This is a genomic window from Burkholderia sp. AU4i (assembly GCF_000466765.1).
Lineage (GTDB): Bacteria > Pseudomonadota > Gammaproteobacteria > Burkholderiales > Burkholderiaceae > Burkholderia > Burkholderia cepacia.
Window position 1 is genome coordinate 1 of record NZ_ASSI01000227.1, and the last position, 24861, is coordinate 24861.

Annotated in this window: 18 protein-coding genes and 1 pseudogene; 9 read left to right on the plus strand and 10 right to left on the minus strand. The window is 65.3% G+C overall.

Annotation, left to right across the window (positions count from 1 at the left end):
• The 3 genes and pseudogenes from L810_RS37630 to L810_RS49885 all read left to right on the plus strand — a co-directional run.
• A pseudogene (locus L810_RS37630) lies at positions 1-467 on the plus strand (hypothetical protein); the annotation flags it as partial.
• Positions 464-910: a hypothetical protein gene (locus tag L810_RS37635; protein ID WP_081712954.1), complete on the plus strand. Its 447-nt coding sequence runs from the start codon at positions 464-466 to the stop codon at positions 908-910. The pseudogene L810_RS37630 and the gene L810_RS37635, both read left to right, overlap by 4 nt.
• A 14-nt stretch (positions 911-924) precedes the next feature.
• Positions 925-1128 (plus strand): helix-turn-helix transcriptional regulator, encoded by a 204-nt coding sequence (locus L810_RS49885; RefSeq protein ID WP_081712955.1) that lies wholly within the window; start codon positions 925-927, stop codon positions 1126-1128.
• Between the two features lie 52 nt (positions 1129-1180).
• Here the strand turns inward: L810_RS49885 and L810_RS37640 are convergent, their stop codons facing one another.
• From L810_RS37640 to L810_RS37650, 3 genes are read right to left on the minus strand one after another with little or no spacing between them, the layout of a single operon-like run.
• The gene (locus L810_RS37640) at positions 1181-2971 is read right to left on the minus strand and encodes a hypothetical protein (protein WP_021163389.1); all 1791 of its coding nucleotides are present in this window, start codon (positions 2969-2971) and stop codon (positions 1181-1183) included.
• On the minus strand, positions 2968-3447 hold the full coding sequence (locus L810_RS37645; protein WP_042977887.1) for a hypothetical protein: 480 nt from the start codon (positions 3445-3447) through the stop codon (positions 2968-2970). The genes L810_RS37640 and L810_RS37645 overlap by 4 nt, the downstream gene beginning before the upstream one ends.
• A complete protein-coding gene (locus tag L810_RS37650) occupies positions 3444-4610 on the minus strand; it encodes a dsDNA nuclease domain-containing protein (protein ID WP_042977889.1) in 1167 nt (388 codons plus the stop codon). Before L810_RS37650 ends, L810_RS37645 begins: the two co-directional genes overlap by 4 nt.
• Positions 4611-6102: 1492 nt before the next feature.
• Between L810_RS37650 and L810_RS37655 the strand changes: the two genes are divergently transcribed.
• Positions 6103-8241, plus strand: coding sequence for a hypothetical protein (locus L810_RS37655; RefSeq protein WP_021163391.1), 2139 nt, complete (start codon positions 6103-6105; stop codon positions 8239-8241).
• A gap of 146 nt (positions 8242-8387) precedes the next feature.
• Here L810_RS37655 and L810_RS37660 read toward each other — a convergent pair whose 3' ends face one another.
• From L810_RS37660 to L810_RS37680, 5 genes are all read right to left on the minus strand, one after another.
• On the minus strand, positions 8388-9788 hold the full coding sequence (locus L810_RS37660; protein WP_021163392.1) for a GGDEF domain-containing protein: 1401 nt from the start codon (positions 9786-9788) through the stop codon (positions 8388-8390).
• 261 nt (positions 9789-10049) lie between these two features.
• Positions 10050-11228, minus strand: a complete 1179-nt coding sequence (locus L810_RS37665) for an acetyl-CoA C-acyltransferase (RefSeq protein WP_042977892.1) — start codon at positions 11226-11228, stop codon at positions 10050-10052.
• Between the two features lie 51 nt (positions 11229-11279).
• Positions 11280-11912 carry a bifunctional nicotinamidase/pyrazinamidase gene (pncA, locus tag L810_RS37670; RefSeq protein WP_042977893.1) on the minus strand — a complete coding sequence of 211 codons (633 nt, stop codon included), beginning with the start codon at positions 11910-11912 and terminating at the stop codon, positions 11280-11282.
• A gap of 40 nt (positions 11913-11952) precedes the next feature.
• Positions 11953-14037 (minus strand): 3-hydroxyacyl-CoA dehydrogenase NAD-binding domain-containing protein, encoded by a 2085-nt coding sequence (locus L810_RS37675; RefSeq protein WP_021163393.1) that lies wholly within the window; start codon positions 14035-14037, stop codon positions 11953-11955.
• 201 nt (positions 14038-14238) lie between these two features.
• On the minus strand, positions 14239-15882 hold the full coding sequence (locus tag L810_RS37680; RefSeq protein ID WP_021163394.1) for a 3-(methylthio)propionyl-CoA ligase: 1644 nt from the start codon (positions 15880-15882) through the stop codon (positions 14239-14241).
• Positions 15883-16033: 151 nt separating this feature from the next.
• On the opposite strand from L810_RS37680, the gene L810_RS37685 reads away from it, so the two are divergent.
• The 5 genes from L810_RS37685 (at position 16034) to L810_RS37705 (ending at position 19843) form a co-directional block, all read left to right on the plus strand.
• The gene (locus tag L810_RS37685; RefSeq protein ID WP_021163395.1) at positions 16034-17602 is read left to right on the plus strand and encodes a protein adenylyltransferase SelO; all 1569 of its coding nucleotides are present in this window, start codon (positions 16034-16036) and stop codon (positions 17600-17602) included.
• A gap of 44 nt (positions 17603-17646) precedes the next feature.
• Positions 17647-18078: a peptide-methionine (R)-S-oxide reductase MsrB gene (gene msrB / locus L810_RS37690; RefSeq protein WP_021163396.1), complete on the plus strand. Its 432-nt coding sequence runs from the start codon at positions 17647-17649 to the stop codon at positions 18076-18078.
• A gap of 123 nt (positions 18079-18201) precedes the next feature.
• Positions 18202-18732, plus strand: coding sequence for a septation protein A (locus tag L810_RS37695; protein WP_011352350.1), 531 nt, complete (start codon positions 18202-18204; stop codon positions 18730-18732).
• 1 nt (position 18733) lies between these two features.
• Positions 18734-19042, plus strand: a complete 309-nt coding sequence (locus tag L810_RS37700; protein WP_021163397.1) for a BolA family protein — start codon at positions 18734-18736, stop codon at positions 19040-19042.
• Positions 19043-19060: 18 nt separating this feature from the next.
• A complete protein-coding gene (locus L810_RS37705) occupies positions 19061-19843 on the plus strand; it encodes a peptidylprolyl isomerase (RefSeq protein WP_021163398.1) in 783 nt (260 codons plus the stop codon).
• A 166-nt stretch (positions 19844-20009) separates the two neighbouring features.
• Here L810_RS37705 and L810_RS37710 read toward each other — a convergent pair whose 3' ends face one another.
• Entirely contained in the window at positions 20010-20555 is a 546-nt protein-coding gene (locus tag L810_RS37710) for a GNAT family N-acetyltransferase (RefSeq protein WP_021163399.1), read from the minus strand.
• A 5-nt stretch (positions 20556-20560) separates the two neighbouring features.
• Positions 20561-24634 (minus strand): phosphoribosylformylglycinamidine synthase, encoded by a 4074-nt coding sequence (gene purL / locus L810_RS37715; protein WP_021163400.1) that lies wholly within the window; start codon positions 24632-24634, stop codon positions 20561-20563.
• Positions 24635-24861: the final 227 nt, after the last annotated feature.

Below are 24861 nucleotides of genomic sequence, written 5' to 3' on the forward strand. Positions count from 1 at the left end.
CAGTTCTGTGCGGACATCAACACGTGTGGCCTTCCGATCGTTCGTATCGGTGCTCGACGCGACGGCGTACCGTTCGCCCCGGCGTCACGCCTGATCCGCGTCGCCATCGCGGCCTCTTCCTGCGTGCGCGCGATACCCTTCGCTCGCCCAACAGCAAGCGGACGAAAAAGCCAATCGCGGAGATCTACGTAGCCCAACCGAAAGCAGATCAGTGGATTTGCGCGGCTATGTACAACTTCGGGGACAGCTTCGCATCGACGCCACTGAAGTTCGGCGCAGGCAACACGACCTACCCGACGCGAATGCAAGCGGCACAGGAAGGTGCTCGATGGCTTAAAAAAGTTCTCGGCCACGAGAACATCAAGCGCCAGAAAGACCTTCCGATCGTCCTGCAATGGCTCGATGACATTCTGCAGTCGCCCGATCCCGACTGGACGCCGGATATGGCGCAGGAGGCGGCCAAATGACCCCGCGCCCGGCCCTTTCTACCCCACGTCCGCTGCCGCGAAAGCGGGAACACGCGGAGAAGCGCCCGGCTATCGCACTGGCGAGCGTCAACGGTACTTCAACGCAGTCGGACTGCAGCGGGATGGTGCCCGCAAAAGCAATCCAGAAGGACGAAGCGCCGCTCGCGCGGCGCAAACCTATCCAGACGAACAAAGCCTTGGCGGATACCCGCCAAGGCAGGCTCGCGCGCCTCGACGCCCTTCGCATCGAGATCCGCGCGTTGATCACCGAGATCTCGCACGCGGCCGACGTCGAGCTGCTGGACTTGATGGCCGAAGAGATCGGATCGTTCGCTCGCCACAAGGCGGCGCAGGACGCACGCACTTGGGCTGCTACCGCCGCGATGACGCTTGAAACGGGACTCATGCAACTCGCCCGAGCAACTCAGCCCGTGACCGAATAACGAGGAACAATGCAGTGAGCACCACGACTGAACGACTGTTGCGACTTCCGACCGTTCTCGACATGGTCGGCTTGGGCAAGACGACGATCTACGCCATGATGAAGGAAGGCAGTTTCCCGAGACCACGACGAGTTCGAAATCTCTCACTATGGGCAGAGACAGAGGTACAAGCATGGATTCGTTCCATCACGTCGCGCGAAACATCCACCGCCCAATAACATGTCCAGGTCCAGACCTGATCTCTCAGCCAGAGCCGGATCAGGTCTAAACTTACTTGGATAGCAGATCGCTTCGCTTGCCGAGGTACATCGGCTTGTCCGGTCCGCGGTAGCACGGTAGCCAACGCTTGTCCTTCGGACCGGTTGGATGATCATACTCGGTTGACGAAAAGATAAGCTGGGCATCGTTTGCCTCGCACATCTTCTCGAGCTCCGTTAGGTAGCGTGCTAGGTCAGCAGTATGCAGCTCCTCCTGCTTGGGAGTGTCGAGGATCAGGAAGCGGAATGGGCGAGATTTATCAGACAGATACGCCTCCAGCAGAGCCGCGTGTATGGCCAGGACTAGTCTGATCGTCGTGCTGCTGCTACCGCCGCTGCCGATGACATCAAGTGTTTCACCTCCGAACGTAAAACGGAGATTCAAGTCAATGTCGACGTTCGTCGACACGTTTTGCGTGTCAAGCGTCTGCATCCACTTCACGGTGAGTTCGCGTAGGGTCAATCGAAGCTTGTTGAACTCATAGTCTGCTCTACCGGTGTTGGACAACCCGTCAATGCGATCCTGGATACGATCGCGTTCGCGCTCCAGCTTGAATAGCTTTGAGCGCTCTTCCTTCAACCCAGAGATTCGGCCCAATTCGCCCTGCACGCCGACAAGTTGCTTGGTCAAGGCCTGCACAGCTGTCACCAATTGGTCGAAGTCCGAGGTATTGGGCGCCTCAAGGTTGTCAACGAGCGTCTGGCGCTCCGCGCCTAGCTCCTGAAGCCTCTCCTCCAATTGCTCAACCCGAATCTCGGCACGCTGGCTGTTCCGCTCCAGGTCCTTGATTTGGTCCTTGAGATACAGCAGGTTCTTCCCGTACGATTCTGTGCTCCCGAGAAACAACCCGCAGTTCGGCGTGCGGCAGATTTCCTGAAACGACGTGAAGACACGCCGGGCCTCTTCGTTCAGCGCGAGGGTCTCGACCTCGCCATCAATTTCCGCACGGATCGTCTCGATGCCAGCGACACGATTTTGTAGTTCGAAGAGCTCTAGTTGCCGAGCTCGGATTTGGATGTCCTTCTGACGCAGGAGTTCAGTGAGCGTCGAGTTCGCGCTTCCCCTCGCGTCCACGGACGCACGCAGTCCGTCGATCTGCTGCGTCAGGCTTTCAGCCGTCCGCTGCAGCACAGATTGGTTTGCATCACTATCGTCCACGCCGCGACTCTGGTACTCAAGCACACGCTGCGCGGCAACGATCTTACGTGTCTGTGCCTCAAGCGCACTCCTCTCTTCGATAAGGGTCTTCTTGACCTCATAGGAGTGCTTTGGGTTCAGTCCGAAGGCGAACCGCACCATCTCCGCAAATTGGTCTGCGATGAACGTTCTTGGGGCACGGTAGGCAGCTGAATATCCGTAGCCTTGAATGAGGTAGAACAGCGGCAATAGGGTTGCGATGTAGGGCTGCGCCTCCTCGCCCGTTGTCGACACCAGCCGTGGCGGCGTCAGCCCAAGAAGCCGAAACAGTGCGAGTGAGAAGGAACCCTGTGAATGGTGTTCAGTTTGCTCGCCATTGAAATCAATCGTGGCGTAAAACCCCTCGTTCGTCGCGTCGATGGTGCGGCGGATCGTGAGCGGTTTCCCTTCCGACTCGGCGCGCAAGACAATCGCGTTGCATTTCTCGAGGATGTCTGTCCGAAAGCTGTTGGGGAACCCCAGCGCGGACGCAAGCGCACGGACGACAGGGGTCTTCCCACTGCCGTTGCGCGCGAACAGCATCGTGGTCCTGTAGCCAAACTCCAGGAGCGGGCTTTCCCAACCCACGTCGCCTAGAGATTCGATCTGCAGTGACTTCAGCCTCAATTTACTTCTCCTCTGGCTTTAGCTTCATCCCGGATGTACTGGTAGCTGAGCTCGACGGTCTTCATTGAGTAGGACAAGAGACTCTCCGCCTCGACGGCGCCGTTGTAGACCTTCTTTCCCAAGTCGGTGGCTGCGATTCGGCGTGTCACCTCGTCGATGGTGACTAGCCCCGTCGACTCTAGGAACGTTAGCGCCTTGATGGTCCTGATACGCAGGTTGCCGGACCAGCCAATGTCCTGAGAAGATCCTTTGAAGCCGGCGACAGTCCGCTCCAAACACTCGCCGACCAACTGCCCAATCTCGGGCAGTTGAGGCTTGGACTGAGCCTTCGAGATTGCCAAGATAGTCATTGCGAGCAGGGGCAACTGGAACAGGGCCTCATTGTCGAGCGTGTGAGCTGGCGAAGATCCTTCGCCCGAGAGCTTCAGCTTGAGGCCAAGCCGCCTAGCTTCGCTGAAGAATTCTGGCGAGTTCATCGCGTAGATCTCCAAACGACGGCCGCACAAAAGGCTCCGAACATCAGGTCCGCATCTAGTGCCGCGAACTTCTTCGCAATGGGAGAGTCAAGCGTTGCTTGAACGAAGTCCTCAAGGTCTCCCAAGACGCCTCCTCCAAGCAGCCATGCCTTGCACTTCTTGTCGACTTCATCGAGCAAAACGTTGAACGTTAAATCCGGGAATGTATGCCGCGCAGTTCTAACCCAGACGTCCCAGGCAACCTTCGCGCGCGACGCCGCCTCTATCATGGATTCAGTGGCACCCGCCTCCTTCAGCTTCCGCTGAAGAATAGACGCCACTTTGATGGCAGCGGGGTCGCCCCCTTGCTGCAGGGTCTGGTACACCTGGGTGGAAATGCTCAAGACATCAAGTAGGTCTTCTAGGCCGACGCCAGTTGCTAGATCGATGTCTGCCTTGGATAGCCCGCTGATGGGAGAACACGACTTTTCCTCGACAAGCGTCACCAAGCTTCTTGCGAGGCGCTCAACCTCGTGTTGATGCAGCTCAATCTCGCTGTGCCTCCAGATAGCGTTGTGCGCGGCAATGCTGAACGCTTCGAGCGTGTCGCCGATGTACTGAACGTTCGGCAGCAAGGAGAACTTCTTTCGAGCCGCATCAATTTGCTCGGGTGACAGCGGGGTCTCAGGCGAAACAATTTCAGCAAATTTTTCGATGAGCTGACGGATGTACTTCTTGCTCGACGTACCAGCGGACAGGTCCGTGACGACATCATGAACATCGTCGTTGAAGTGAACGTTGCTGAGAACCGTGATTTCACGACACTGGTCGCCAAATTCGACAGTGTGCACGAACAGCTTGCCCGCGATGCTATTGCGGATCGCCTCCAACTTCTCTTCTGTATCCAGCGCCCCTGTCTTCTTGAGAGAGAACACCTCCGCGACATCCCATTGCTGGTTTGCCTTACCCTTGGTTTTCACTTGGAAGAAGTGATAGTCGACCACGCCGGCTACGGTTCTGCGCACGACAAAATCGTCGTGATAATCGCAGTAGACTCGGTCGATCTCCTTGCCGCTCAGGATCTCAAGCGCCGCATAAGCAGCTGCTTGAAACTGCATACGGAACCTTGCAACGGTGTTGCGACCAACTGTCTCGCGCGGTTTTTTGTCATGGATGACGTCCATGCGTTTCGCTTTGCCCCCGAATTTCGCATGCACGCTTTGTATCACATTTGCGCGTCCACGCCCACGATACGTTTGAGCGGTCCAATGGGAAATGTGGCACGAAGTGCTTGTGAAAACGGTGGCACCGCGACCTCCCCTGGCGTGGTTCCAATCGCGGCTGTGGCTCATTTTGAAGAGGAATCTCATACTGTATAAATATACAGCATCCAGCCCATTGCTACAGCTGGCGAGCCAGAAGTCACGCAGCGTACTGAACTCTTTCGGGTAGGTGCATCGCGGTGCCGTGAGCCGACAGGCTACCTTGATGGCACTGGCGATCACGGCAACAAGATTTTCCGGCCAGTCCCAGCTTATAGCGAACCCTCAGATTTTTCTTCCGATGGTCGCTCATGGCCGGTAGCTGTCCATCGCCATCAAGAACCACCGCCCGGGATGGCGACGAATCCCACTGAATGGGTCATTGTCCAAGGTCGCGCTGCGGCCGATTGTCCCAGCACGTAAAAATGGGGGTATCAAAGGGGGTATCAAACACCTCCTTCTTTACGAAACTATTTAATAATCATCCGCTTATTGTCACGAAGGCCAATGCAGCTTCCACATGACGATATGTCTGATCACTTCGTTCGCTCCAGTTCGTTGGTGTTCACGATGCGGGCTCGGCCCGCCTCGTGGCCGGCCGGGTGACGCCCGGCCAGTCGTCTGCCCGCTTCGCTTGCACGCGGTCGCGGCAACGGAGGAAAAGCGCGTATCGAATCGGCTGTCGCCCGGCCTTTCCGGCGACGATACGCGCAATTTCACCGTGTCGCTCACCGACGGCGCGATCCGCGCAAGCGGCGGCAATCGCCAAGCCTACCAAACTTGCAGGCTCCGATGGAACGATCGCGCACCTTCCATTGAATCGCGGGAACGCGGCTTGCCCGGCTTCGCGTGCGCCGCTTCGGCGCAGGCCTGCGCGCCTCGGCAATCGCCTGCGCAAACTGGACGATTCAATTCCGGCACGGCAGCAATCGGCAAAATGAAACGTCATTGCCGATTATTTATTCACCGAATATCCGGATTCCAATACCCGCCTTCATTAAATCGCATAATTTACCGATTCAATGAGTAATAGTTACGATCGCTTTTTTCGCAAAACAGCCTGAAATCAGGAAAACACCATTGACTTCGATTCTTCTGAAAATTTAGAATTCCCTACAGCGGCTTACGATTGATTTTCTCCCGCCGCACACAAGGCGGCACGCGCCTGCATAAATGCTGCCCGCCTTGCCTTTTCTCGCTTCATGTCGGGGCGGCGTCCCTTGCCGTTTCAGCTTTCGGCATTTATCGCCTGTTTGCCAATTTCCTGCTCGTTTCACTCACCGCAACAGCATCACATCCTGATTAACACCCGGCATTCACTCGAATGCCCGCGACACGGTACCAAACGGACAACAGATCCGTTCATTCGACCATCCCGATAAAAAAATCGCCAGTCATCAGGAGGGACATCAACATGCATCGCCTTGTGAAGTCGCTGTGCCTCGGATTCATCTGCGCCGGCCTGCTCGCGGCCTGCAACGACGACGTCAAATCGAACAGCCCGCCGTCGAACAACGCCGCCCTATCGTTCCGCATGGACGCCGGCGGCCAGATCAACGCGTTCTACCGGCAGGACAAGGTCGCCGCGCACCTGCTGGTGCGCTCGTCGACGAAACCGCGCCTGCTCGTGGTCTTCCCCGCCGGCAACAGCGGCACGGGGCTGTGGTTCGACGACACCCCGCAGCCGGTGAACTGGAGCCTCGACACGCCGCCGTCCGCGCTGTCGGCACCCGACGCGCACGGCCGCCCGCTGTACGGCATCGGCGCCGACGTGTCGGTGGACACCGGCACGCTGACGATCCGCCAGGGCGTGCTCAGCAACGTGCGCTTCCTGCGCGACTTCAACGGCGGCGCAACGATTCCGCAACAGATTCTCGCCGCGCCGACGGTCCAGGGCAGCGCCGCGCAATGGCAACGCGACCGGATCGACGGCGCGCCCGGCTATTCGCTGCGCATCACGTTGCGCGACGGCGGCAGCATCGTGCCGGCTGCGGGCGGCAAGCTCGTCCTGAGCGCACCCGCGGGCTCGCACACGCTGCGGCTGCATGTCGATGCGCTGTCGGGCGAGACGCCGTTGTCGCCGATCACGCGCGCCGATCTGCTCGCGCCGTCGGTGAACCCCGACCCCGTGAGCCAGAACGTGCTCGAATTCCTGAGCTTCCACGACAAGCTGCTGGCGGGCTCGTGGCAGTACGACACCTACTTCGGCCGCGACACGCTGATCTCGGTTCGCATGCTGATGCCCGTGCTCGAACCCGCGGCGATCGAGGCCGGCCTGTCGTCGGTGCTCAGCCGGCTGTCGGCCGACGGCAAGGTCGCGCACGAGGAAGGCATCGGCGAGTTCGCACTCGTCGACAACCAGAAGAACGGGAAACCGAACGATCCGACGCCGACCTACGACTACAAGATGATCGACAGCGACTACCTGCTCGCGCCGATCGCGGCCGCGTGGCTGATCGACGATACGCGCGGCCAGGCGCGTGCGGCTGCGTATCTGGCCCAGCGCGGCAGCGACGGGCAAACCAACGGCGCCCGCCTGGTCGTCAACCTGCTGCACGTTGCGACCACCGCGCAGCCGTTCGCGCAGCAGCCGTCGGTCGCGAACCTGATCCACCTGCGGCCCGGCGAGATCGTCGGCAACTGGCGCGACAGCACCGACGGGCTCGGCGGCGGCGTCTACCCGTACGACGTGAACGCGGTGCTCGTGCCGGCCGCGTTGCGCGCGGCGAACGCGTTCCTCACGCGCGGCCTGCTCGATCCGTACCTGGATGCCGGACAGCGCGCGACGCTCGCCAATACGGCGAACCAGGCGGCCACATGGGAAACGCAGGCGCCGCAGCTGTTCCAGGTCAGCGTGCCGGCCGCGCAGGCGACCGCCGACGTGTCGGCCTATGCGCCGTCCGCCGGCGTGCCGCCCGGTGCCGCGCCAAGCGCACCGCTGGCCTTCTACGCGCTGTCGCTCGATCAGCAGGGCAACCCGATTCCGGTGATGAATTCGGACGGCGGCTTCGCGTTGCTGTTCGGCACACCGCCGGACGACCAGCTCCAGCGGATCGTCGCCGACGTCACGCGGCCGTTCCCGACCGGGCTCGTGACCGATGCCGGCATGCTGATCGCGAACCCTGCGTATGCGAGCCAGGCACTGTGGCCGAAATTCACGAGTTCCGCCTATCACGGCACGGTGATCTGGTCGTGGCAGCAGGCGATGTGGGTGGCCGGTCTCGATCGCCAGCTCGCGCGCCAGGACCTGTCGGCCGCGACCCGCACGCTGCTCGCGCAGGCGCGGCAGACGATCTGGCAGGTGATCTCGAACGGGCGCGACATGCGGACGTCGGAAATGTGGACGTGGTCCTACGTGAACGGCAAGTACCAGACCGACGCGTTCGGCACGCGCAGCGCCGATGCGACCGAAGCCAACGCGGCACAGCTCTGGAGTACGACGTATCTCGCGATCCGCGATCCGCAGCAGCGCGCGGGCAAGTATTGGTGGCAGGCGTCGCGGCAGATGCAGGATGCGCAGCCGGAAAACGCGGCGGCCCTGGCATCGCGCTAGTTGCGTATCACCCGTCGCATGCCGACCGGGCATGCTGAAGCCCCGGGTACGTTACCTCGCCCGGGGCTTGGGCGGAAATCGAAACGATCGACACGCCTTCGGCACGGCCGTGTTGCCGAACGTCCCGCGTGCCACGCCACCCCGCGTCACCGCGACACGACGCGGTTTCGCCCTTCCCGCTTCGCCTGGTACAACCGTTCGTCGACGACGCGCAGCAACGCGTCGACCGTGCTGCCGTCGACCCCGTATTGCGCGACGCCGACGCTGACCGTCACCTGCACGCGCTTGAAATCGAGCCCGAACGGCGAACTCGCGATCGACGAGCGCACGCGCTCGGCCGTCATCCGCGCGCCCTCGAGCGGCATCTCGGGCAGCAGCGCCATGAACTCCTCGCCGCCGACCCGCGCGAGCCCGCCGGCCGGCCGGATCGCGTCGAGGCACTGACGCACGACGCCGCGCAGCACCTCGTCGCCGATCTGGTGCCCGTACGCATCGTTGATGTTCTTGAAATTGTCGAGATCGAGTGCGAGCAGGCAGAACGGCGTGCCGTCGCGCTCGGCCCGCACCATCTCGCGCTCGACCTGCGCGATGAACTGCCGGCGGTTCGACGCCCCCGTCATCGGATCGGTCGCGGCCATGTATTCGAGCTTCTGGTTCGTGCGCCGCAGTTCCTGCAGCGCGCTCTCGGTGCGCGCCATCGATTCCGACAGCCGGCTCATCAGGTCTTCCTGGCTGTAGATCGCCGAGAACGAGCGCGTCGTCTGCAGCGCCTGCACGACGCCGTAGCTGAGCAGGAAGAAGCCGCCCGCGAAAATCGCGTGCGCGAGCCACCACATGTGATTCCACGGCTTGCCGAGAATGAACGCCAGCGACGACAGCGCAAACGCCATGATCGACACGCCGTAGATCACCATCAGCGGCGAGCGGATCCGGCGCGCGAGCAGCATGGCGACGTTCAGCAGCGAGAACACGAGCGCGCCGCCTTCCATCGACAGCCGCGTGCCCGGCGCGCCCGCGACCGGCGAATACGCGATGTAGGCCACGACGACGTTGACGATCACGAAGAACACGATCCACGGCAGCCACGTGCGCACGCTCGTGCGCTTGTCGAAGCGATCGGGCGGACGGGCATAGGACAGCAGGCCCGTGAGCAGCAGGATCGACATCACGAGCCGCGACGCGGGCCCGTACAGCAGGAACAGCCAGATATTGTGATGCGCCATCCCGGTGAACGCACCGTGCAGCGCGTAGATCATCGCGAAGCCGAGAAAGCCGAGTGTCAGCCAGCGCAGCAGCGGTTCGCCGGACGACCGGTAGCACACCCACGTCACGTAGGTAACGAACCCGCCCTCGAGGGTCGCGGCCGCGATCGCGATTTCATGGAACGCGTGGTTCTCGAACACCGCGTGCGGGTCGCTGAAGAACCACAGATAGGCGATCAGATAGGCGGGCAGCAACGCGAATCCGACCAGCAGGCATTTCGCGTAGAGCCTCGCGGCCGCGCTGACGACGCGCGGCGGTTCCCCGGCTGCATAGGTCGTACTCATTCGGTCCCCGGTCGGTCTGCTGCGTTGGTTCGAACCTTCGCGGCACGGATCGTGCGACGCACGATCCGGCCCATCGTGCCGAAAGGCAAATGTCAGAGCAAGTATAGGTGGGGCAAATTGTTTGACAAGTAAGGGGAAACGGCATTGCCCGGCGCACGCCTTTTGCTTCCCGATTGTTTCGAATGGCGGTTCAGTCGCGCCGATTCGCATCGCGGCCGCCTGCCTCGCCGAAGCGAAGCGGCGGCCGCCACCCGCCAAAGATCAGAGGATTTCGAACAGGCCGGCCGCACCCTGCCCGCCGCCGATGCACATCGTGACGACCACGTACTTCACGCCGCGCCGCTTGCCTTCGATCAGCGCGTGGCCCGTCAGGCGCGCGCCCGACACGCCGTACGGATGGCCGACCGCGATCGCGCCGCCGTTCACGTTCAGGCGATCCTCAGGAATCCCGAGTGTGTCGCGGCAGTACAGCACCTGCACCGCGAACGCTTCGTTCAGTTCCCACAGCCCGATATCGTCGACCTTCAGCCCCGCCTGCTTCAGCAGCTTGGGCACCGCGAACACGGGGCCGATGCCCATCTCGTCCGGCTCGCAGCCGGCTACCGCGAAACCGCGGAATACGCCGAGCGGCTGCAGCCCTTCGCGCTGCGCGGCGTCGGCGCTCATGACGACGCAGGCCGACGCGCCGTCCGAGAACTGGCTGGCGTTGCCGGCGGTGATCACGCCGCCCGGCACGGCCGACCGGATCTTCGATACGCCTTCGAGCGTCGTGTCCGGGCGGATCCCTTCGTCGGCCGATACCGTCACTTCCTTCGTGAACAGACGGCCCGTGGCCTTGTCGGCGATGCCCGCGAGCACCGTGATCGGCACGATCTCGTTGCGAAAGCGTCCGGCTTCCTGCGCGGCCGCAGCACGCAGTTGCGACTGCACGCCGTACTCGTCCTGCCGCTCCTTCGAGATGCCGTAGCGCTTCGCGACGTTCTCGGCCGTCTGCAGCATGTTCCAGTAGATCTCGGGCTTGTGCTGCGCGAGCCAGCCTTCCTGGATCATGTGGTGGTTCATCTCGTTCTGCACGCACGAGATCGATTCGACGCCGCCCGCGACGTACACCTCGCCTTCGCCCGCGATGATCCGCTGCGCGGCCAGCGCGATGGTCTGCAGCCCCGACGAACAGAAGCGGTTCACCGTCATCCCCGGCACGCTCACGGGCAGCCCCGCGCGCAAGGCGATCTGCCGCGCGATGTTCGCGCCGGTCGCGCCTTCGGGGTTCGCGCACCCCATGATCACGTCCTCTACGCGCGCGGGGTCGAGCTTCGCGCGTTCGAGTGCGGCCGCGACCACGTGGCCGCCGAGCGTCGCGCCGTGCGTCATGTTGAAAGCGCCGCGCCAGGATTTCGCCAGCGGCGTGCGGGCGGTCGATACGATTACGGCTTCGGTCATGCGAGTCTCCTTCGGTCCTGCTTCATGTCCTGCATCGAATGGGGAAATGCGCTACGCCGCCGGGCGCGCGCCCGCGGACGTCACATGCGCGACGCCCGCTGCCTGCATCTGCTGCCATGCGTGGGCGAGCGACCCGTTCAGGTCGATCGCGCGGCACGCATCGTTGATCACCGCGGCGTCGAAACCGGCCACACGCGCGTCGAGCGCCGACCACGCGACGCAATAATCGGTCGCGAGCCCGCAGCACCACACGCGCTTCGCGCCGAGCTCGCGCAGATAGCCCGCGAGCCCCGTGCGCGTCGTGCGATCCGCTTCGACGAATGCGGAATAGCTGTCGACCTGCGCGTCGCCGCCCTTGCGGATGACGAGCCGCGCATGCGGGATGTCGAGGTCGCGATGCAGCGCCGCGCCGTCGGTGTCCTGCACGCAGTGCACGGGCCACAGCACCTGCTCGCCGTACGGCAGCGTGAGCGTGGAGAACGGTTCGCGGCCCGGATGGTTCGCCGCGAACGACACGTGCTCGCGCGGGTGCCAGTCCTGCGTCAGCACGACCTGGTCGAAGCGCCGCGCCAGCGCGTTGATCACCGGCACGACCGCGTCGCCGTCGGGCACCGCGAGCGCGCCGCCCGGCATGAAGTCGTATTGCACGTCGATCACGAGCAGTACGTCGTCGGTGTGTCTCATTGCGTTTCTCCGGGTGTGCGTCGCGCCGCGATCCGGCGCGTCAGCCGTTGAACCCGCGGCCGGCCTTCGCGAGCTCCGCGATCGACGGCGCGAGCTGCCATGCGTCGCCGTTCGGCGCGGCCGCGTAGCGGCGAATCGCGCGCTCGACGTTGTAGAGGCCGACCACGTCCGCGTACAGCATCGGGCCGCCGCGCCACAGCGGGAAGCCATAGCCGGTCAGGTAGACCATGTCGATGTCGGACGCCTTCGACGCGATCTTCTCCTCGAGGATCTTCGCGCCTTCGTTCACCAGCGCGAACACGAGCCGCTCGACGATCTCGTCGTCGCCGATCTTGCGCCGCTCGACGCCGCGCTCCTTCGAATACGCGACGACCATCTCGTCGACGAGCGACGACGGCTTTGCCTTGCGCTCGCCCGGCACGTAGTCGTACCAGCCGGCGCCCGTCTTCTGGCCGAAGCGGCCCTGCTCGCACAGGCGGTCGGCGATCTTCGAGTACTGCAGGCCGGGCTGCTCGACATAGCGGCGCTTGCGGATCGCCCAGCCGATGTCGTTGCCGGCGAGGTCGCTCATCCGGAACGGCCCCATCGCGAAACCGAATTTCTCGATCGCGCGATCGACCTGCGCGGGCAGCGCGCCTTCCTCGAGCATGAAGAGCGCCTGGCGGATGTACTGCTCGATCATCCGGTTGCCGATGAAGCCGTCGCACACGCCCGACACGACCGCCGTCTTGCGGATCTTCTTCGCCACGGCCATCACGGTGGCAAGCACGTCCTTCGCGGTCTGCGCGCCGCGCACGACCTCGAGCAGCTTCATCACGTTCGCCGGGCTGAAGAAGTGCATGCCGACGACGTCCTGCGGACGCTTCGTGAATGCCGCGATCTTGTCGACGTCGAGCGTCGACGTGTTCGATGCGAGAATCGCGCCCGGCTTCGCGACTTCGTCGAGCTTGCGGAACACCTGCTCCTTCACGCCGAGCTCCTCGAACACGGCCTCGACGATCAGGTCGGCATCCTTCAGGTCGTCGTAGGACAGCGTCGGCGTGATCAGCGCCATGCGCGCGTCGAGCTTCTCCTGCGTGAGCTTGCCCTTCTTAACCTGCGCGTCGTAGTTCTTGCGGATCGTCGCGACGCCGCGCTCGAGCGCTTCCTGTTTCGTTTCGAGCAGCGTGACGGGCAGCCCTGCATTCACGAAATTCATCGCGATGCCACCGCCCATCGTGCCCGCGCCGATCACGCCGACACGGCGAATCTCGCGCAGCGGCGTATCGGACGGCACGTCGGGAATCTTGCTCGCCGCGCGCTCACCGAAGAACGCATGCCGCAGCGCGCGGCTTTCCGGCGTCATCATCAGCGCGACGAAACCCTCGCGCTCAGCGATGCTGCCCTTGTCGAAGCCGTGCAGCACGCCGGCCTCGATCGCGTCGATGCACTTGTGCGGCGCGGGGAAATTCGGTGCGGCGGCCCGGGCCGAATTGCGCGCGAACTGGATGAAGCCCGCGGCGTTCGCGTGGACGATCTTGCGATCGCGCACGCGCGGATGCGGCCCCTTCTGCGCACCGGCCTTGCGCGCGAACGCGACGGCCGCGTCGAGCAGGTCGCCGTCGGCCATCTCGTCGAACAGCCCGCTCTTCGCGAGTTGCTCCGACGGCACGGGCGCGCCCGACACGATCATGTTCAGCGCGGTTTCGAGCCCCACCGCGCGCGGCAGGCGCTGCGTGCCGCCCGCGCCCGGCAGCAGGCCGAGCTTCACCTCGGGCAGCGCGACCTGCGCGCCGGGTGCCGCGACACGGTAATGCGCGCCGAGCGCGAGCTCGAGGCCGCCGCCCATCACGACGCTGTGCAGCGCCGCGACGACGGGCTTCGCGCTCGCCTCCACCGCGCGAATTACGGTGTGCAGCGTCGGCTCCTGGAGCGCCTTCGGCGTATTGAATTCGGTGATGTCGGCGCCGCCCGAGAATGCGCGTCCCGCGCCGGTCAGCACGATAGCCGTGACCGACGGGTCCTGCGCGGCGCGATCGAGCGCGTCCATGACGCCCTGACGGGTTGACAGGCCGAGCCCGTTGACGGGCGGATTGTTGAGCGTAAGGACGGCCACGCCGTCGCGAGTCGAGTAATCCACTGCCATCTGCCTGCCTCCATGCATCGCGCGCCGGGGTGGCTGCGCTTCATTGTGCGCGGTCGAACAGCCGCATGTCCGGTTGAACGCAGGCAGCATACAACGAAAAAGCACGGTCGTTCAATTTGATTTTCGTTCCCGATCCGGGGACGGATCGGGCGACCGTTTCGCGAGCCGCTTGCGGCCCGGGCGCAGACGTTACGGCTCGCGTTACGACTCGGCGACCGCCGTCGGCAGCACGTAATCGCGGAATGTCTCGCGCAGCTTCAGCTTCTGCAGCTTGCCGGTCGCGGTGTGCGGCAGCGAGTCGACGAACACGACGTCGTCGGGAATCCACCATTTCGCGACCTTGCCTTCGTAGAAGGCGAGCAGCGCGTCACGGTTCAGGTTCGCCCCTTCGCGCGGCACCACGACGAGCAGCGGGCGCTCGGTCCATTTCGGGTGCGCACAGGCGATGCAGGCGGCCTCGGCCACGCCCGGGTGCGCGATCGCGACGTTCTCGATGTCGATCGAGCTGATCCACTCGCCGCCCGACTTGATCACGTCCTTGCTGCGGTCGGTGATCTGCAGGAAACCGTCGGGGTCGATCGTCGCGACGTCGCCGGTCGGGAACCAGCCGTCCGACAGCGGCGACGTATCGCCGCGAAAGTAGTGGTCGATCACCCACGGGCCGCGCACCTGCAGCTCGCCGAACGCGACGCCGTCCCACGGCAGCTCGTGGCCGTCCTCGCCGACGATGCGCATGTCGACGCCGCAGATCACGCGCCCCTGCTTCTCGAGCAGCTTGCGCTGCGCGTCGAGCGGCCGCTGCGACTGCGCCCAGTTGAGCTTCGCGAGCGTGCCGAGCGGCGACAGTTCGGTCATCCCCCACGCATGGATCACGCGCACGCCGTATTCGTCCTCGAAGGTGCGCAGCATCGCGGGCGGGCACGCGGAGCCGCCGATCACCGTGCGGTTCAGCGTCGAGAAGCGCACACCGGCCTCGCGCATGTAGTTGAGCAGGCCGAGCCACACGGTCGGCACGCCCGCGGAGAACGTCACGCGCTCGGCTTCCATCAGCTCGTACAGCGATTTCCCGTCGAGATCCTTGCCGGGCAGCACGAGCTTGCCGCCCGTGAGCGGCACCGCGTACGGCAGCCCCCACGCGTTGACGTGGAACATCGGCACGACGGGCAGCACCGCGTCCATCGCGGACAGGTTCATCGCGTCCGGCAACGCGGCGCCATATGCGTGCAGCACGGTCGAGCGGTGCGAATACAGCACGCCCTTCGGGTTGCCGGTCGTGCCCGACGTGTAGCAGAGCCCCGACGCCTGCTGCTCGTCGAGGCGCGGCCAGTCGTAGCGGCCGTCCTCCGCTTCGACGAGCGTTTCGTAGCACAGGAACGGCGTCGTGCCGGACGGCAGGTGCGCGGCGTCCGTCATCGCGACCCAGCCCTTCACGTGCGGGCATTGCGGCGCGATCGCATCGACGAGCGGGGCGAAATTGAGGTCGAAGAAGACGTAGCGGTCTTCCGCGTGATTGACGATGTACGCGATCTGCTCGGGGAACAGGCGCGGGTTGATCGTGTGGCACACGGCACCCATGCCGCCGATCCCGTAATACGCTTCCAGATGCCGGTAGCCGTTCCACGCCAGCGTGCCGACGCGATCGCCGGTTTCGACGCCGAGCCGCGCGAGCGCCTGCGCCAGTTGCTTCGCGCGGCGTTCGCAATCGCGGTACGTGTAGCGATGCAGATCGCCTTCCACGCGCCTCGATACGATCTCCGTGTCGCCGGCATGTCGCGCGGCATGAGAAATCAGCGAGGACACCAGCAACGGCATGTCCATCATCTGGCCCAGCAACGGCTTACCCATCGTCTTGTTCTCCGTGAGGATGCGAATCGGTGACCAGCCTCTGCGGCGCGCCCGTCAGCGGCCCCGGACGGGCGTCGCGCATCGCGCGCGAGCCGCCATGCGGGCGGCGCGGCGCCGCCTTACAATATCGGCTTACCCAGAGGCGCTCAACATGTCGTTTTCCCGAAGCGCAGCCGATACGGCTGACACCCTCCCCGACCTCGCCGCCACGCTCGGCGCGCCCGCCGCCGGCGCGTTCGTCGCGCTCGGCGACGCGTTTCATACGCGGTTGCCGGCCGCGCCGCTTGCCGCGCCGTACGTCGTCGGCTTTTCCGGCGAAGTCGCGCACCTGCTCGACCTGCCGCCGTCGCTCGCCGCGCAGCCCGGCTTCGCCGAGCTGTTCGCCGGCAACCCGACACGCGACTGGCCCGCGCACGCGATGCCGTACGCAGCGGTGTATTCCGGCCACCAGTTCGGCGTGTGGGCGGGCCAGCTCGGCGACGGCCGCGCGCTGACGATCGGCGAGCGCACCGGCACCGACGGCCGCCGCTACGAATTGCAGCTGAAAGGCAGCGGCCGCACGCCGTATTCGCGCATGGGCGACGGCCGCGCGGTGCTGCGCTCGTCGATCCGCGAATTCCTGTGCTCGGAAGCGATGCATCACCTCGGCATCCCGACCACGCGCGCCCTGACGGTGATCGGTTCCGACCAGCCGGTGGTGCGCGAGGAAATCGAGACGTCGGCCGTCGTCACGCGCGTGTCGGAGAGCTTCGTGCGCTTCGGCCACTTCGAGCACTTCTTCTCGAACGATCGCCCCGACCTGCTGCGCCAGCTCGCCGATCACGTGATCGACCGCTTCTATCCGGATTGCCGCCACGCCGACGATCCGTACCTCGCGCTGCTCGAAGCCGCGACGCTGCGCACGGCGGATCTCGTCGCGCAGTGGCAGGCCGTCGGCTTCTGCCACGGCGTGATGAACACCGACAACATGTCGATCCTCGGCGTGACGATCGACTACGGCCCGTTCGGTTTCGTCGATGCGTTCGATGCGAACCACATCTGCAACCACTCGGATACGAACGGCCGTTATGCGTACCGGATGCAGCCGCGCATCGCGCACTGGAACTGCTACTGCCTCGCGCAGGCGTTGCTGCCGCTGATCGGGCTGCAGCACGGCATCGCCGACGACGATGCGCGCGCCGAGCGCGCGGTGGACGACGCGCAGGCCGTGCTCGCGAAATTCCCGGAACGTTTCGGCCCCGCGCTCGAGCGCGCGATGCGCGCAAAGCTCGGCCTCGAGCTCGAGCGCGAGAACGATGCCGACCTCGCGAACAAGCTGCTCGAGACGATGCATGCGAGCCACGCGGATTTCACGCTGACGTTCCGCCGGCTCGCACAGGTCTCGAAGCACGACGCGAGCCGCGACGCCCCCGTGCGCGACCTGTTCATCGACCGCGACGCGTTCGATGCGTGGGCGAACCTCTACCGCACACGGCTGTCCGAGGAAACGCGCGACGACGCGACACGCGCGGCCGCGATGAATCGCGCGAACCCGAAATACGTGTTGCGCAACCATCTGGCCGAAGTCGCGATCCGGCGCGCGAAGGAAAAGGATTTTTCGGAGGTCGAGCGGCTCGCGCAGATCCTGCGCCGGCCGTTCGACGAACAACCGGAGCATGAAGCGTACGCGGCGTTGCCGCCCGACTGGGCCGGGTCGCTCGAAGTGAGCTGCTCGTCCTGAGGCCCGCAACCCACGCGTATCGACCGACCGATCAGGAGAACCCCATGTCCCACGATTCCGACGACAAGACCTTCCCGTACCAGAAGGACGACGCCGAGCTGCGCCGGCGGCTCACGCCGATGCAGTACGAAGTCACGCAGCACGCGGCAACCGAGCGCGCGTTCACCGGCGAATACACCGACACCGAAGACGCCGGCATCTACAAATGCGTCGTCTGCAGCACGCCATTATTCGAATCCGGCTCCAAGTTCCACTCCGGCTGCGGCTGGCCCAGCTACTTCAAGCCGCTCAACGGCGAGGTGATCGACGAGAAGGTCGACTACTCGCACGGGATGGTGCGCGTCGAGGTCCGCTGCAACCACTGCGGCGCGCATCTCGGCCACGTCTTCGAGGACGGCCCGCGCGACAAGACCGGTTTGCGCTACTGCATCAATTCGGCTGCGTTAAACTTCGAGTCCCGACCCGAAAACGAATGAGCGGCGCCGGGCGGATCGGCGGGGTACGCCGCGCCGCCGCCCCGATCCGCTCCGGCGGTGCCTGGCGGGTCCCTACAACGGTGAAAGGCCGCGCAAGCGGCCTTTCACGCAGCTGCGAGCGCCATGAAATTCCTGTTCGATCTGTTTCCGATCATCCTGTTTTTTGCCGCCTTCAAGGTCTGGGGCATCTTTACCGCCACCGCCGTCGCGATCGTCGCGACGCTGGCCCAGGTCGCGTGGGTCGCCTTCCGGCACCGGAAGGTCGACACGATGCTGTGGGTCAGCCTGGGCGTGATCGTCGTTTTCGGTGGTGCCACCCTCGTCCTGCATGACGAGAAATTCATTCAATGGAAACCGACTGTGCTGTACTGGCTGTTTGCGATCGGGCTGCTCGCCGCGCGCTATGCGTTCGGCAACAACCTGATCGAGAAGATGATGGGCAAGCAGCTCACGCTGCCGCACCCCGTGTGGGACAAGCTGAACGTCGCGTGGGCGCTGTTCTTCGCGGTGCTCGGCGTCGCGAACCTGTACGTGGTGCACAACTTCACCGAGTCGCAATGGGTGAACTTCAAGCTGTTCGGCACGACGGGCGCGATGGTCGTATTCATCATCCTGCAGAGCCTGTGGCTCACGAAATACCTGAAGGACGAGTGACATGACGGACGCCTTTCTCCACGCGTCGCCCGACGAACGCATCGCGCTGATCGAAGCGCGCCTCACCGCGGCGCTCGCCCCGCTGTCGCTCACCGTGCGCGACGACAGCGCGCAGCACGCGGGCCACGCTGGCGCGTCCGCCGGCGGCCACTTCACGGTCACGATCGTGTCGGCCGCGTTCGCGGGCAAGCCGCGCGTCGCGCGGCACCGGCTGGTGTATGATGCGCTCGCTGATGCGATGCAGCGCGGCATTCACGCGCTCGCGATCGTGGCTTACACGCCCGAAGAATTCAACGAATCTTCAATCTAGTCTCATTAGGAATTCCCGATGATCCTGAAATCCCCCCGCCTGTGGGTCGCGGCGGCTGCTTTCGCAGCGGCACCGGCATTTGCCCAGAACATCGCCGTCGTCAACGGCACGCCGATTCCGAAGTCGCGCGCGGACGCGATGGTCGCCCAGCTCGTGCAGCAAGGCCAGACCGACAACGCGCAGCTGCAGCAGGCCGTGCGCCAGGAACTCGTGAACCGCGAAATCCTGATGCAGGAAGCAATCCGTGAAGGCATCCCGAACCGTCCGGACGTGAAGGCGCAGGTCGCCGTCGCGCAGCAGACCGTCGTGCTGCGTTCGATGATCGAGAGTTTCCTGAAGAAGAACCAGCCGACCGACGCCGAAGTGAAGGCGCGCTACGACGACCTCGTCAAGGGCGCCGGCGGCAACCGCGAATACCACCTGCACCACATCCTCGTCAGCGACGAGCAGCAGGCGAAGGACCTGATCGCGAAGATCAAGGCCGGCGCGAAGTTCGAGGATCTCGCGAAGCAGTTCTCGAAGGACCCGGGCTCGGGCAAGAACGGCGGCGATCTCGACTGGTCCGACCCGAAGGCGTACGTGCCGGAATTCGCGGCGGCCGCGCAGAAGCTGCAGAAAGGCCAGATGACCGACACGCCGGTGAGGACGCAGTTCGGCTGGCACATCATCCGCGTCGACGACATCCGCGACATCGCGCCGCCGCCGCTCGAGCAGGTGAAGGCGCAGATCGCGCAGCAGCTCGTGCAGCAGAAGCTGCAGGCGTTCGAGGAAGGTCTGCGCCAGCAGGCAAAGATCCAGTAACGCAGGCGCTCGCCGCTCGTGCATCGAAAAGCCGCTCCCTGGAGCGGCTTTTTTGTTGCCCGCAGGCTGGCCGCAAGCGCATCACGATGTGCGGCGTTCCCACCAAAGAAAAGGCCGCTCCGAAGAGCGGCCTTTGCCGTATGCCTGATCGGCTCGCGCCGCAGACTTACGCGGGATGGAACACGTCGTGATAACGAACGTTGCCTGACGGCCGCGGCGCCGAGTCGTCGAGCGACAGCGCAAGGAAATACTCGGGCGGTACGCCCGGGAACACGATGTCGCCGGACGGCGCAAAGCCGAAACGCGTGTAGTACGCGGGCTCCCCGAGCAGGACGCAGCCGCGCGCACCGAGGCGGCGCAACGCGTCGAGCCCCGCGCGCACCAGCCCCGTGCCGATGCTCTGCCGCTGGCAGTCGGGCAGCACCGCGAGCGGCGCGAGCCCGTACCAGCCCTGGCTGCCGGGCGCCTCGCCGCCGATCGACACCGGCGAGAACGCGACGTGCCCGATCAGCCGGCCGTCGCGTTCCGCGACGAGCGAGACGCTCAACGCACCGTCCGCGCGCAACGTGTCGACGATCCGCCGTTCGAACTGCCCGCCTTCCGGCTCGCCCGCGAACGCGGCGACGATCACGCGGCCGATCGCGTCGGCCTCGATCGCGCGCTCGTCGCGCAGCGTGACGACCTCGACCGGCGCGTTCGGATCGAACATCATCCCGATCAGCCGATCCAGCGGCGCGCGTTGCGGAACACGCGCATCCACGGGCTCGCTTCACCCCAGCTTTCCGGGTGCCAGCTCATCGTGACCGTACGATGCACGCGCTCCATGTGCGGCATCAGCACCGAGAAGCGGCCGTCGGCCGTCGTGACCGACGTGATGCCGGCCGGCGAGCCGTTCGGGTTGAACGGATAACGCTCGGTTGCTTCGCCGCGGTGGTCGACGAAGCGCATCGCGACCGCGACGCGATCGATATCGCCCTGTTGCGAGAAGTCCGCATAACCTTCGCCGTGCGCGACCGCGACCGGAATCCGCGAGCCTTCCATCCCCGCGAAGAAGATCGACGGCGATTTCTCGACTTCGACGAACGAGAAACGCGCCTCGAACTGCTCGGACTTGTTGCGCGTGAACTTCGGCCAGGCTTCCGCACCCGGGATCATCGACGAGATGCTCGACAGCATCTGGCAGCCGTTGCAGATGCCGAGCGCGAACGTGTCGGGACGCGCGAAGAACGCCGAGAACATGTCGGCGAGATTCGCGTTGAAGCGGATCGTCTTCGCCCAGCCTTCGCCCGCGCCCAGCACGTCGCCGTACGAGAAGCCGCCGCAAGCGACCGCACCCGCGAAATCGGCGAGATTCGCGCGGCCGGCCAGCAGGTCGCTCATGTGCACGTCGTGTGCATCGAAGCCCGCGCGGTCGAACGCGTAGGCCGTTTCGAGATGCGAGTTCACGCCCTGCTCACGCAGGATCGCGACACGCGGCCGTGCGCCCGTCGCGATGAACGGCGCCGCGATGTCGTCGGCCGGATCGAAGCTCAGCACCGGCGAGATGCCCGGGTCGGCCACGTCCAGCAGCGCGTCGTATTCGGCATCCGCGCATGCGGGGTTGTCGCGCAGGCGCGCGATGCGCCAGCTCACTTCGCTCCACGCGCGATGGAGTTCGGCGCGCGGTGCGTCGAAAATCTTCTTCGCGTCGCGGTACACCTCGATCACGTCGCGATCGTTGACCGAGCCGATCACGTGCGAGCATGCCGACAGGCCGAACTCGCGCAGCGCGCCCAGCACTGCGTCACGGTCGGTCGCGCGCACCTGCACGACGGCGCCCAGTTCCTCGGAGAACAGCGCGCGCAGCGTGCGATCCTCGCGGCGGCCGCTCGTCTGCTTCGCCCAGTCCTTCGCGTCGCCGTAGTCGGATTCGTGATTCGGGTCGAGCGTCAGCATGTCGACGTTCAGCGACACGCCCGCGTGGCCCGCGAACGCCATTTCGCACACCGTCGCCCACAGGCCGCCATCCGAGCGGTCGTGGTACGCGAGCAGCTTGTCTTGCGCATTGAGCGACTGGATCGCGTTGAAGAAACGCTTCAGGTCTTCCGCATCGTCGACGTCCGGCGTCGTGTCGCCGACCTGCTGCGTGACCTGCGCGAAGATGCTGCCGCCCATCCGGTTCTTGCCGCGGCCGAGATCGATCGCGATCAGCACGCTGTCGCCCGCGTCGGCGATGCGGCGCAACTGCGGCGTCAGGTGACGGCGCACGTCCTCGACCGGCGCGAACGCGGAGATGATCAGCGACACCGGCGACACCACTTCTTTCGCGACGCCCTGCTCGTCCCACTTCGTCTTCATCGACAGCGAGTCCTTGCCGACCGGGATGCCGATCCCGAGTGCCGGGCACAGCTCCATGCCGATCGCCTTGACCGTGTCGAACAGCGCGGCGTCCTCGCCGGCCGTGCCGCACGCGGCCATCCAGTTCGCCGACAGCTTCAGCTTGTCGAGCGACGCGATCGGCGCGCTCGCGATGTTCGTGATCGCCTCGCCGACCGCCATGCGGCCCGATGCGGGCGCATCGATCACCGCGAGCGGCGTGCGCTCGGCCATCGTCATCGCCTCGCCCTTGAAACCCGCGTAGTCGAGCGCGGTGACCGCGCAGTCGGCCACCGGCACCTGCCACGGGCCGACCATCTGGTCGCGCACCGACGTGCCGCCGACCGAACGGTCGCCGATCGTGATCAGGAACGACTTGCTGCCGACCGTCGGGTGCTTCAGCACGTCGATCGCGACTTCCGACAGCGCGATGCCCGTCACGTCGACCGGCGCGCGCTCGGTCGTCACGCGCGTGACGTCGCGATGCATGCGCGGCGGCTTGCCGAGCAGCACTTCCATCGGCATGTCGACCGGGTATTCGTCGGCGCCCGTCGCTTCGTCGTCGACGAGCTTCAGCTGGCGTTCGTCGGTCGCGACACCGACCACCGCGAACGGGCAGCGCTCACGCGCGCAGATCGCCTCGAAACGCGGCAGGTCGGCCGGCGCGATCGCCAGCACGTAGCGTTCCTGTGCTTCGTTCGACCAGATTTCGCGCGGCGACAGGCCCGATTCCTCGAGCGCGACCTTGCGCAGTTCGAAGCGCGCGCCCTTGCCCGCGCCGTCGACGATCTCGGGGAACGCATTCGACAGGCCGCCCGCGCCGACGTCGTGGATGCTCAGGATCGGGTTTTCCGCGCCGAGCTGCCAGCAGCCGTTGATCACTTCCTGCGCGCGCCGCTCGATTTCCGGGTTGCCGCGCTGCACCGAGTCGAAGTCGAGTTCGGCCGTGTTCGCGCCGGTCGCCATCGAGCTCGCGGCGCCGCCGCCCATGCCGATCCGCATGCCGGGGCCGCCGATCTGGATCAGCAGCGAGCCGGCCGGCACGTCGTGCTTGTGCGTATGCTGATCCGCGATGTTGCCGAGGCCGCCCGCGATCATGATCGGCTTGTGATAACCATGCACCTTCCCGCCGACGTTCTGCTCGTACACGCGGAAGTAGCCGCCGAGGTTCGGGCGGCCGAATTCGTTGTTGAACGCGGCGCCGCCGAGCGGGCCGTCGATCATGATCTGCAGCGGCGACGCGATGCGGTCCGGACGGCCGTACGGGCCGTACGCGTCGTTGGGGTTGCGCTCGCCGACCGGCTGCGCGGCGTCGCGCGCGTTTTCCCACGGCTGGCGGGCGTCCGGCAGGTCGAGGTTCGACACGGTGAAGCCCGTCAGGCCGGCCTTCGGACGCGCGCCGCGGCCCGTCGCGCCTTCGTCGCGGATCTCGCCGCCCGCGCCGGTCGCCGCACCCGGGAACGGCGAGATCGCCGTCGGGTGGTTGTGCGTCTCGACCTTCATCAGCGTGTGCGTGAGCTCGGTGTGGCGGCCATAGCGCTCGCCCGGCTCGCCCGGCTCGCCGGCCGCGCCTGCGTTGCGCGGGAACCAGCGTTCGGCTTCGGCGCCGACCATGATCGACGAGTTGTCCGAATAGGCGACGATGGTGCCCTGCGGGCTCAGCTTCTCGGTGTTGCGGATCATCGCGAACAGCGACATGTCCTGCGCTTCACCGTCGATCGTCCACTGCGCGTTGAAGATCTTGTGGCGGCAGTGTTCGCTGTTCGCCTGCGCGAACATCATCAGTTCCACGTCGGTCGGGTTGCGTTCGAGCTTGCGGAACGCGTCGACCAGGTAGTCGATCTCGTCGTCGGCGAGCGCGAGGCCCAGCTCGACGTTCGCGCGCTCGAGTGCGCCGCGGCCGATACCCAGCACGTCGACGGTCGACAGCGGCTTGGCCGGCAGTTCGTCGAACAGGTGCTGCGCGTCGTCGCGCGCCGCGACCACGCTTTCGGTCATCCGGTCATGCAGCGCGGCCGCGACGGCCGCGCGTGCGTCGTCCGACAGCGCCTTCTTGCCGCCGAGCAGGCCCGACTTCAGCGTGACCGTGAATTCGACGCCGCGCTCGATGCGGCGCACGTGCGTGAGGCCGCAGTGCCGGGCGATGTCGGTCGCCTTGCTCGCCCACGGCGAAACCGTGCCGAAACGCGGCAGCACGACGAAGGTCTCGGTCGTGCCCTTCTCGGCCGCCGCCTCGAACGGCGCGCCGTAGTGCATCAGCGCGTCGATGCGCGCGCTGTCGTCGGCCGACAGCGGCTCGGCCGCATTGACGAAGTGCAGGAACTGTCCGCGCACCGCGACGATGTTGGCGTCGATTTGCCTGAGCGTGTCGAGCAGACGGGTTTGACGGAAATCGGAGAGGGCCGAAGCGCCGGGAAAACACGAGAAGTGAGCCATGGGCTGGACTGACGTCGATGAGTCGCGCGAGGTGGCGACGTGGGGCGAAAGGAAGGCCGTAATTATACCCGGAAGTCGGTCGCCCAAGACCGGCCGATCGGCAACCCGCATGCACCGCATCGGTGCCGCGATGTCCACCGCGCACGGCCTGCCCGCCGGGCCGCCCCGCGCGGGCGCGGCAGCCGGCGGCCGCGGCCCGCCGGCACGGCCCGTTCCACCCCGGCGCC

Coding starts and splice junctions, on each gene's coding strand:
- L810_RS37635 (WP_081712954.1), top strand. CDS start 464: ATGACCCCGCGCCCGGCCCTTTCTACCCCACGTCCGCTGCCGCGAAAG.
- L810_RS37645 (WP_042977887.1), bottom strand. CDS start 3,447: ATGAACTCGCCAGAATTCTTCAGCGAAGCTAGGCGGCTTGGCCTCAAG.
- L810_RS37650 (WP_042977889.1), bottom strand. CDS start 4,610: ATGGACGTCATCCATGACAAAAAACCGCGCGAGACAGTTGGTCGCAAC.
- L810_RS37655 (WP_021163391.1), top strand. CDS start 6,103: ATGCATCGCCTTGTGAAGTCGCTGTGCCTCGGATTCATCTGCGCCGGC.
- L810_RS37660 (WP_021163392.1), bottom strand. CDS start 9,788: ATGAGTACGACCTATGCAGCCGGGGAACCGCCGCGCGTCGTCAGCGCG.
- L810_RS37665 (WP_042977892.1), bottom strand. CDS start 11,228: ATGACCGAAGCCGTAATCGTATCGACCGCCCGCACGCCGCTGGCGAAA.
- pncA (WP_042977893.1), bottom strand. CDS start 11,912: ATGAGACACACCGACGACGTACTGCTCGTGATCGACGTGCAATACGAC.
- L810_RS37675 (WP_021163393.1), bottom strand. CDS start 14,037: ATGGCAGTGGATTACTCGACTCGCGACGGCGTGGCCGTCCTTACGCTC.
- L810_RS37680 (WP_021163394.1), bottom strand. CDS start 15,882: ATGGGTAAGCCGTTGCTGGGCCAGATGATGGACATGCCGTTGCTGGTG.
- L810_RS37685 (WP_021163395.1), top strand. CDS start 16,034: ATGTCGTTTTCCCGAAGCGCAGCCGATACGGCTGACACCCTCCCCGAC.
- msrB (WP_021163396.1), top strand. CDS start 17,647: ATGTCCCACGATTCCGACGACAAGACCTTCCCGTACCAGAAGGACGAC.
- L810_RS37695 (WP_011352350.1), top strand. CDS start 18,202: ATGAAATTCCTGTTCGATCTGTTTCCGATCATCCTGTTTTTTGCCGCC.
- L810_RS37700 (WP_021163397.1), top strand. CDS start 18,734: ATGACGGACGCCTTTCTCCACGCGTCGCCCGACGAACGCATCGCGCTG.
- L810_RS37705 (WP_021163398.1), top strand. CDS start 19,061: ATGATCCTGAAATCCCCCCGCCTGTGGGTCGCGGCGGCTGCTTTCGCA.
- L810_RS37710 (WP_021163399.1), bottom strand. CDS start 20,555: ATGATGTTCGATCCGAACGCGCCGGTCGAGGTCGTCACGCTGCGCGAC.
- purL (WP_021163400.1), bottom strand. CDS start 24,634: ATGGCTCACTTCTCGTGTTTTCCCGGCGCTTCGGCCCTCTCCGATTTC.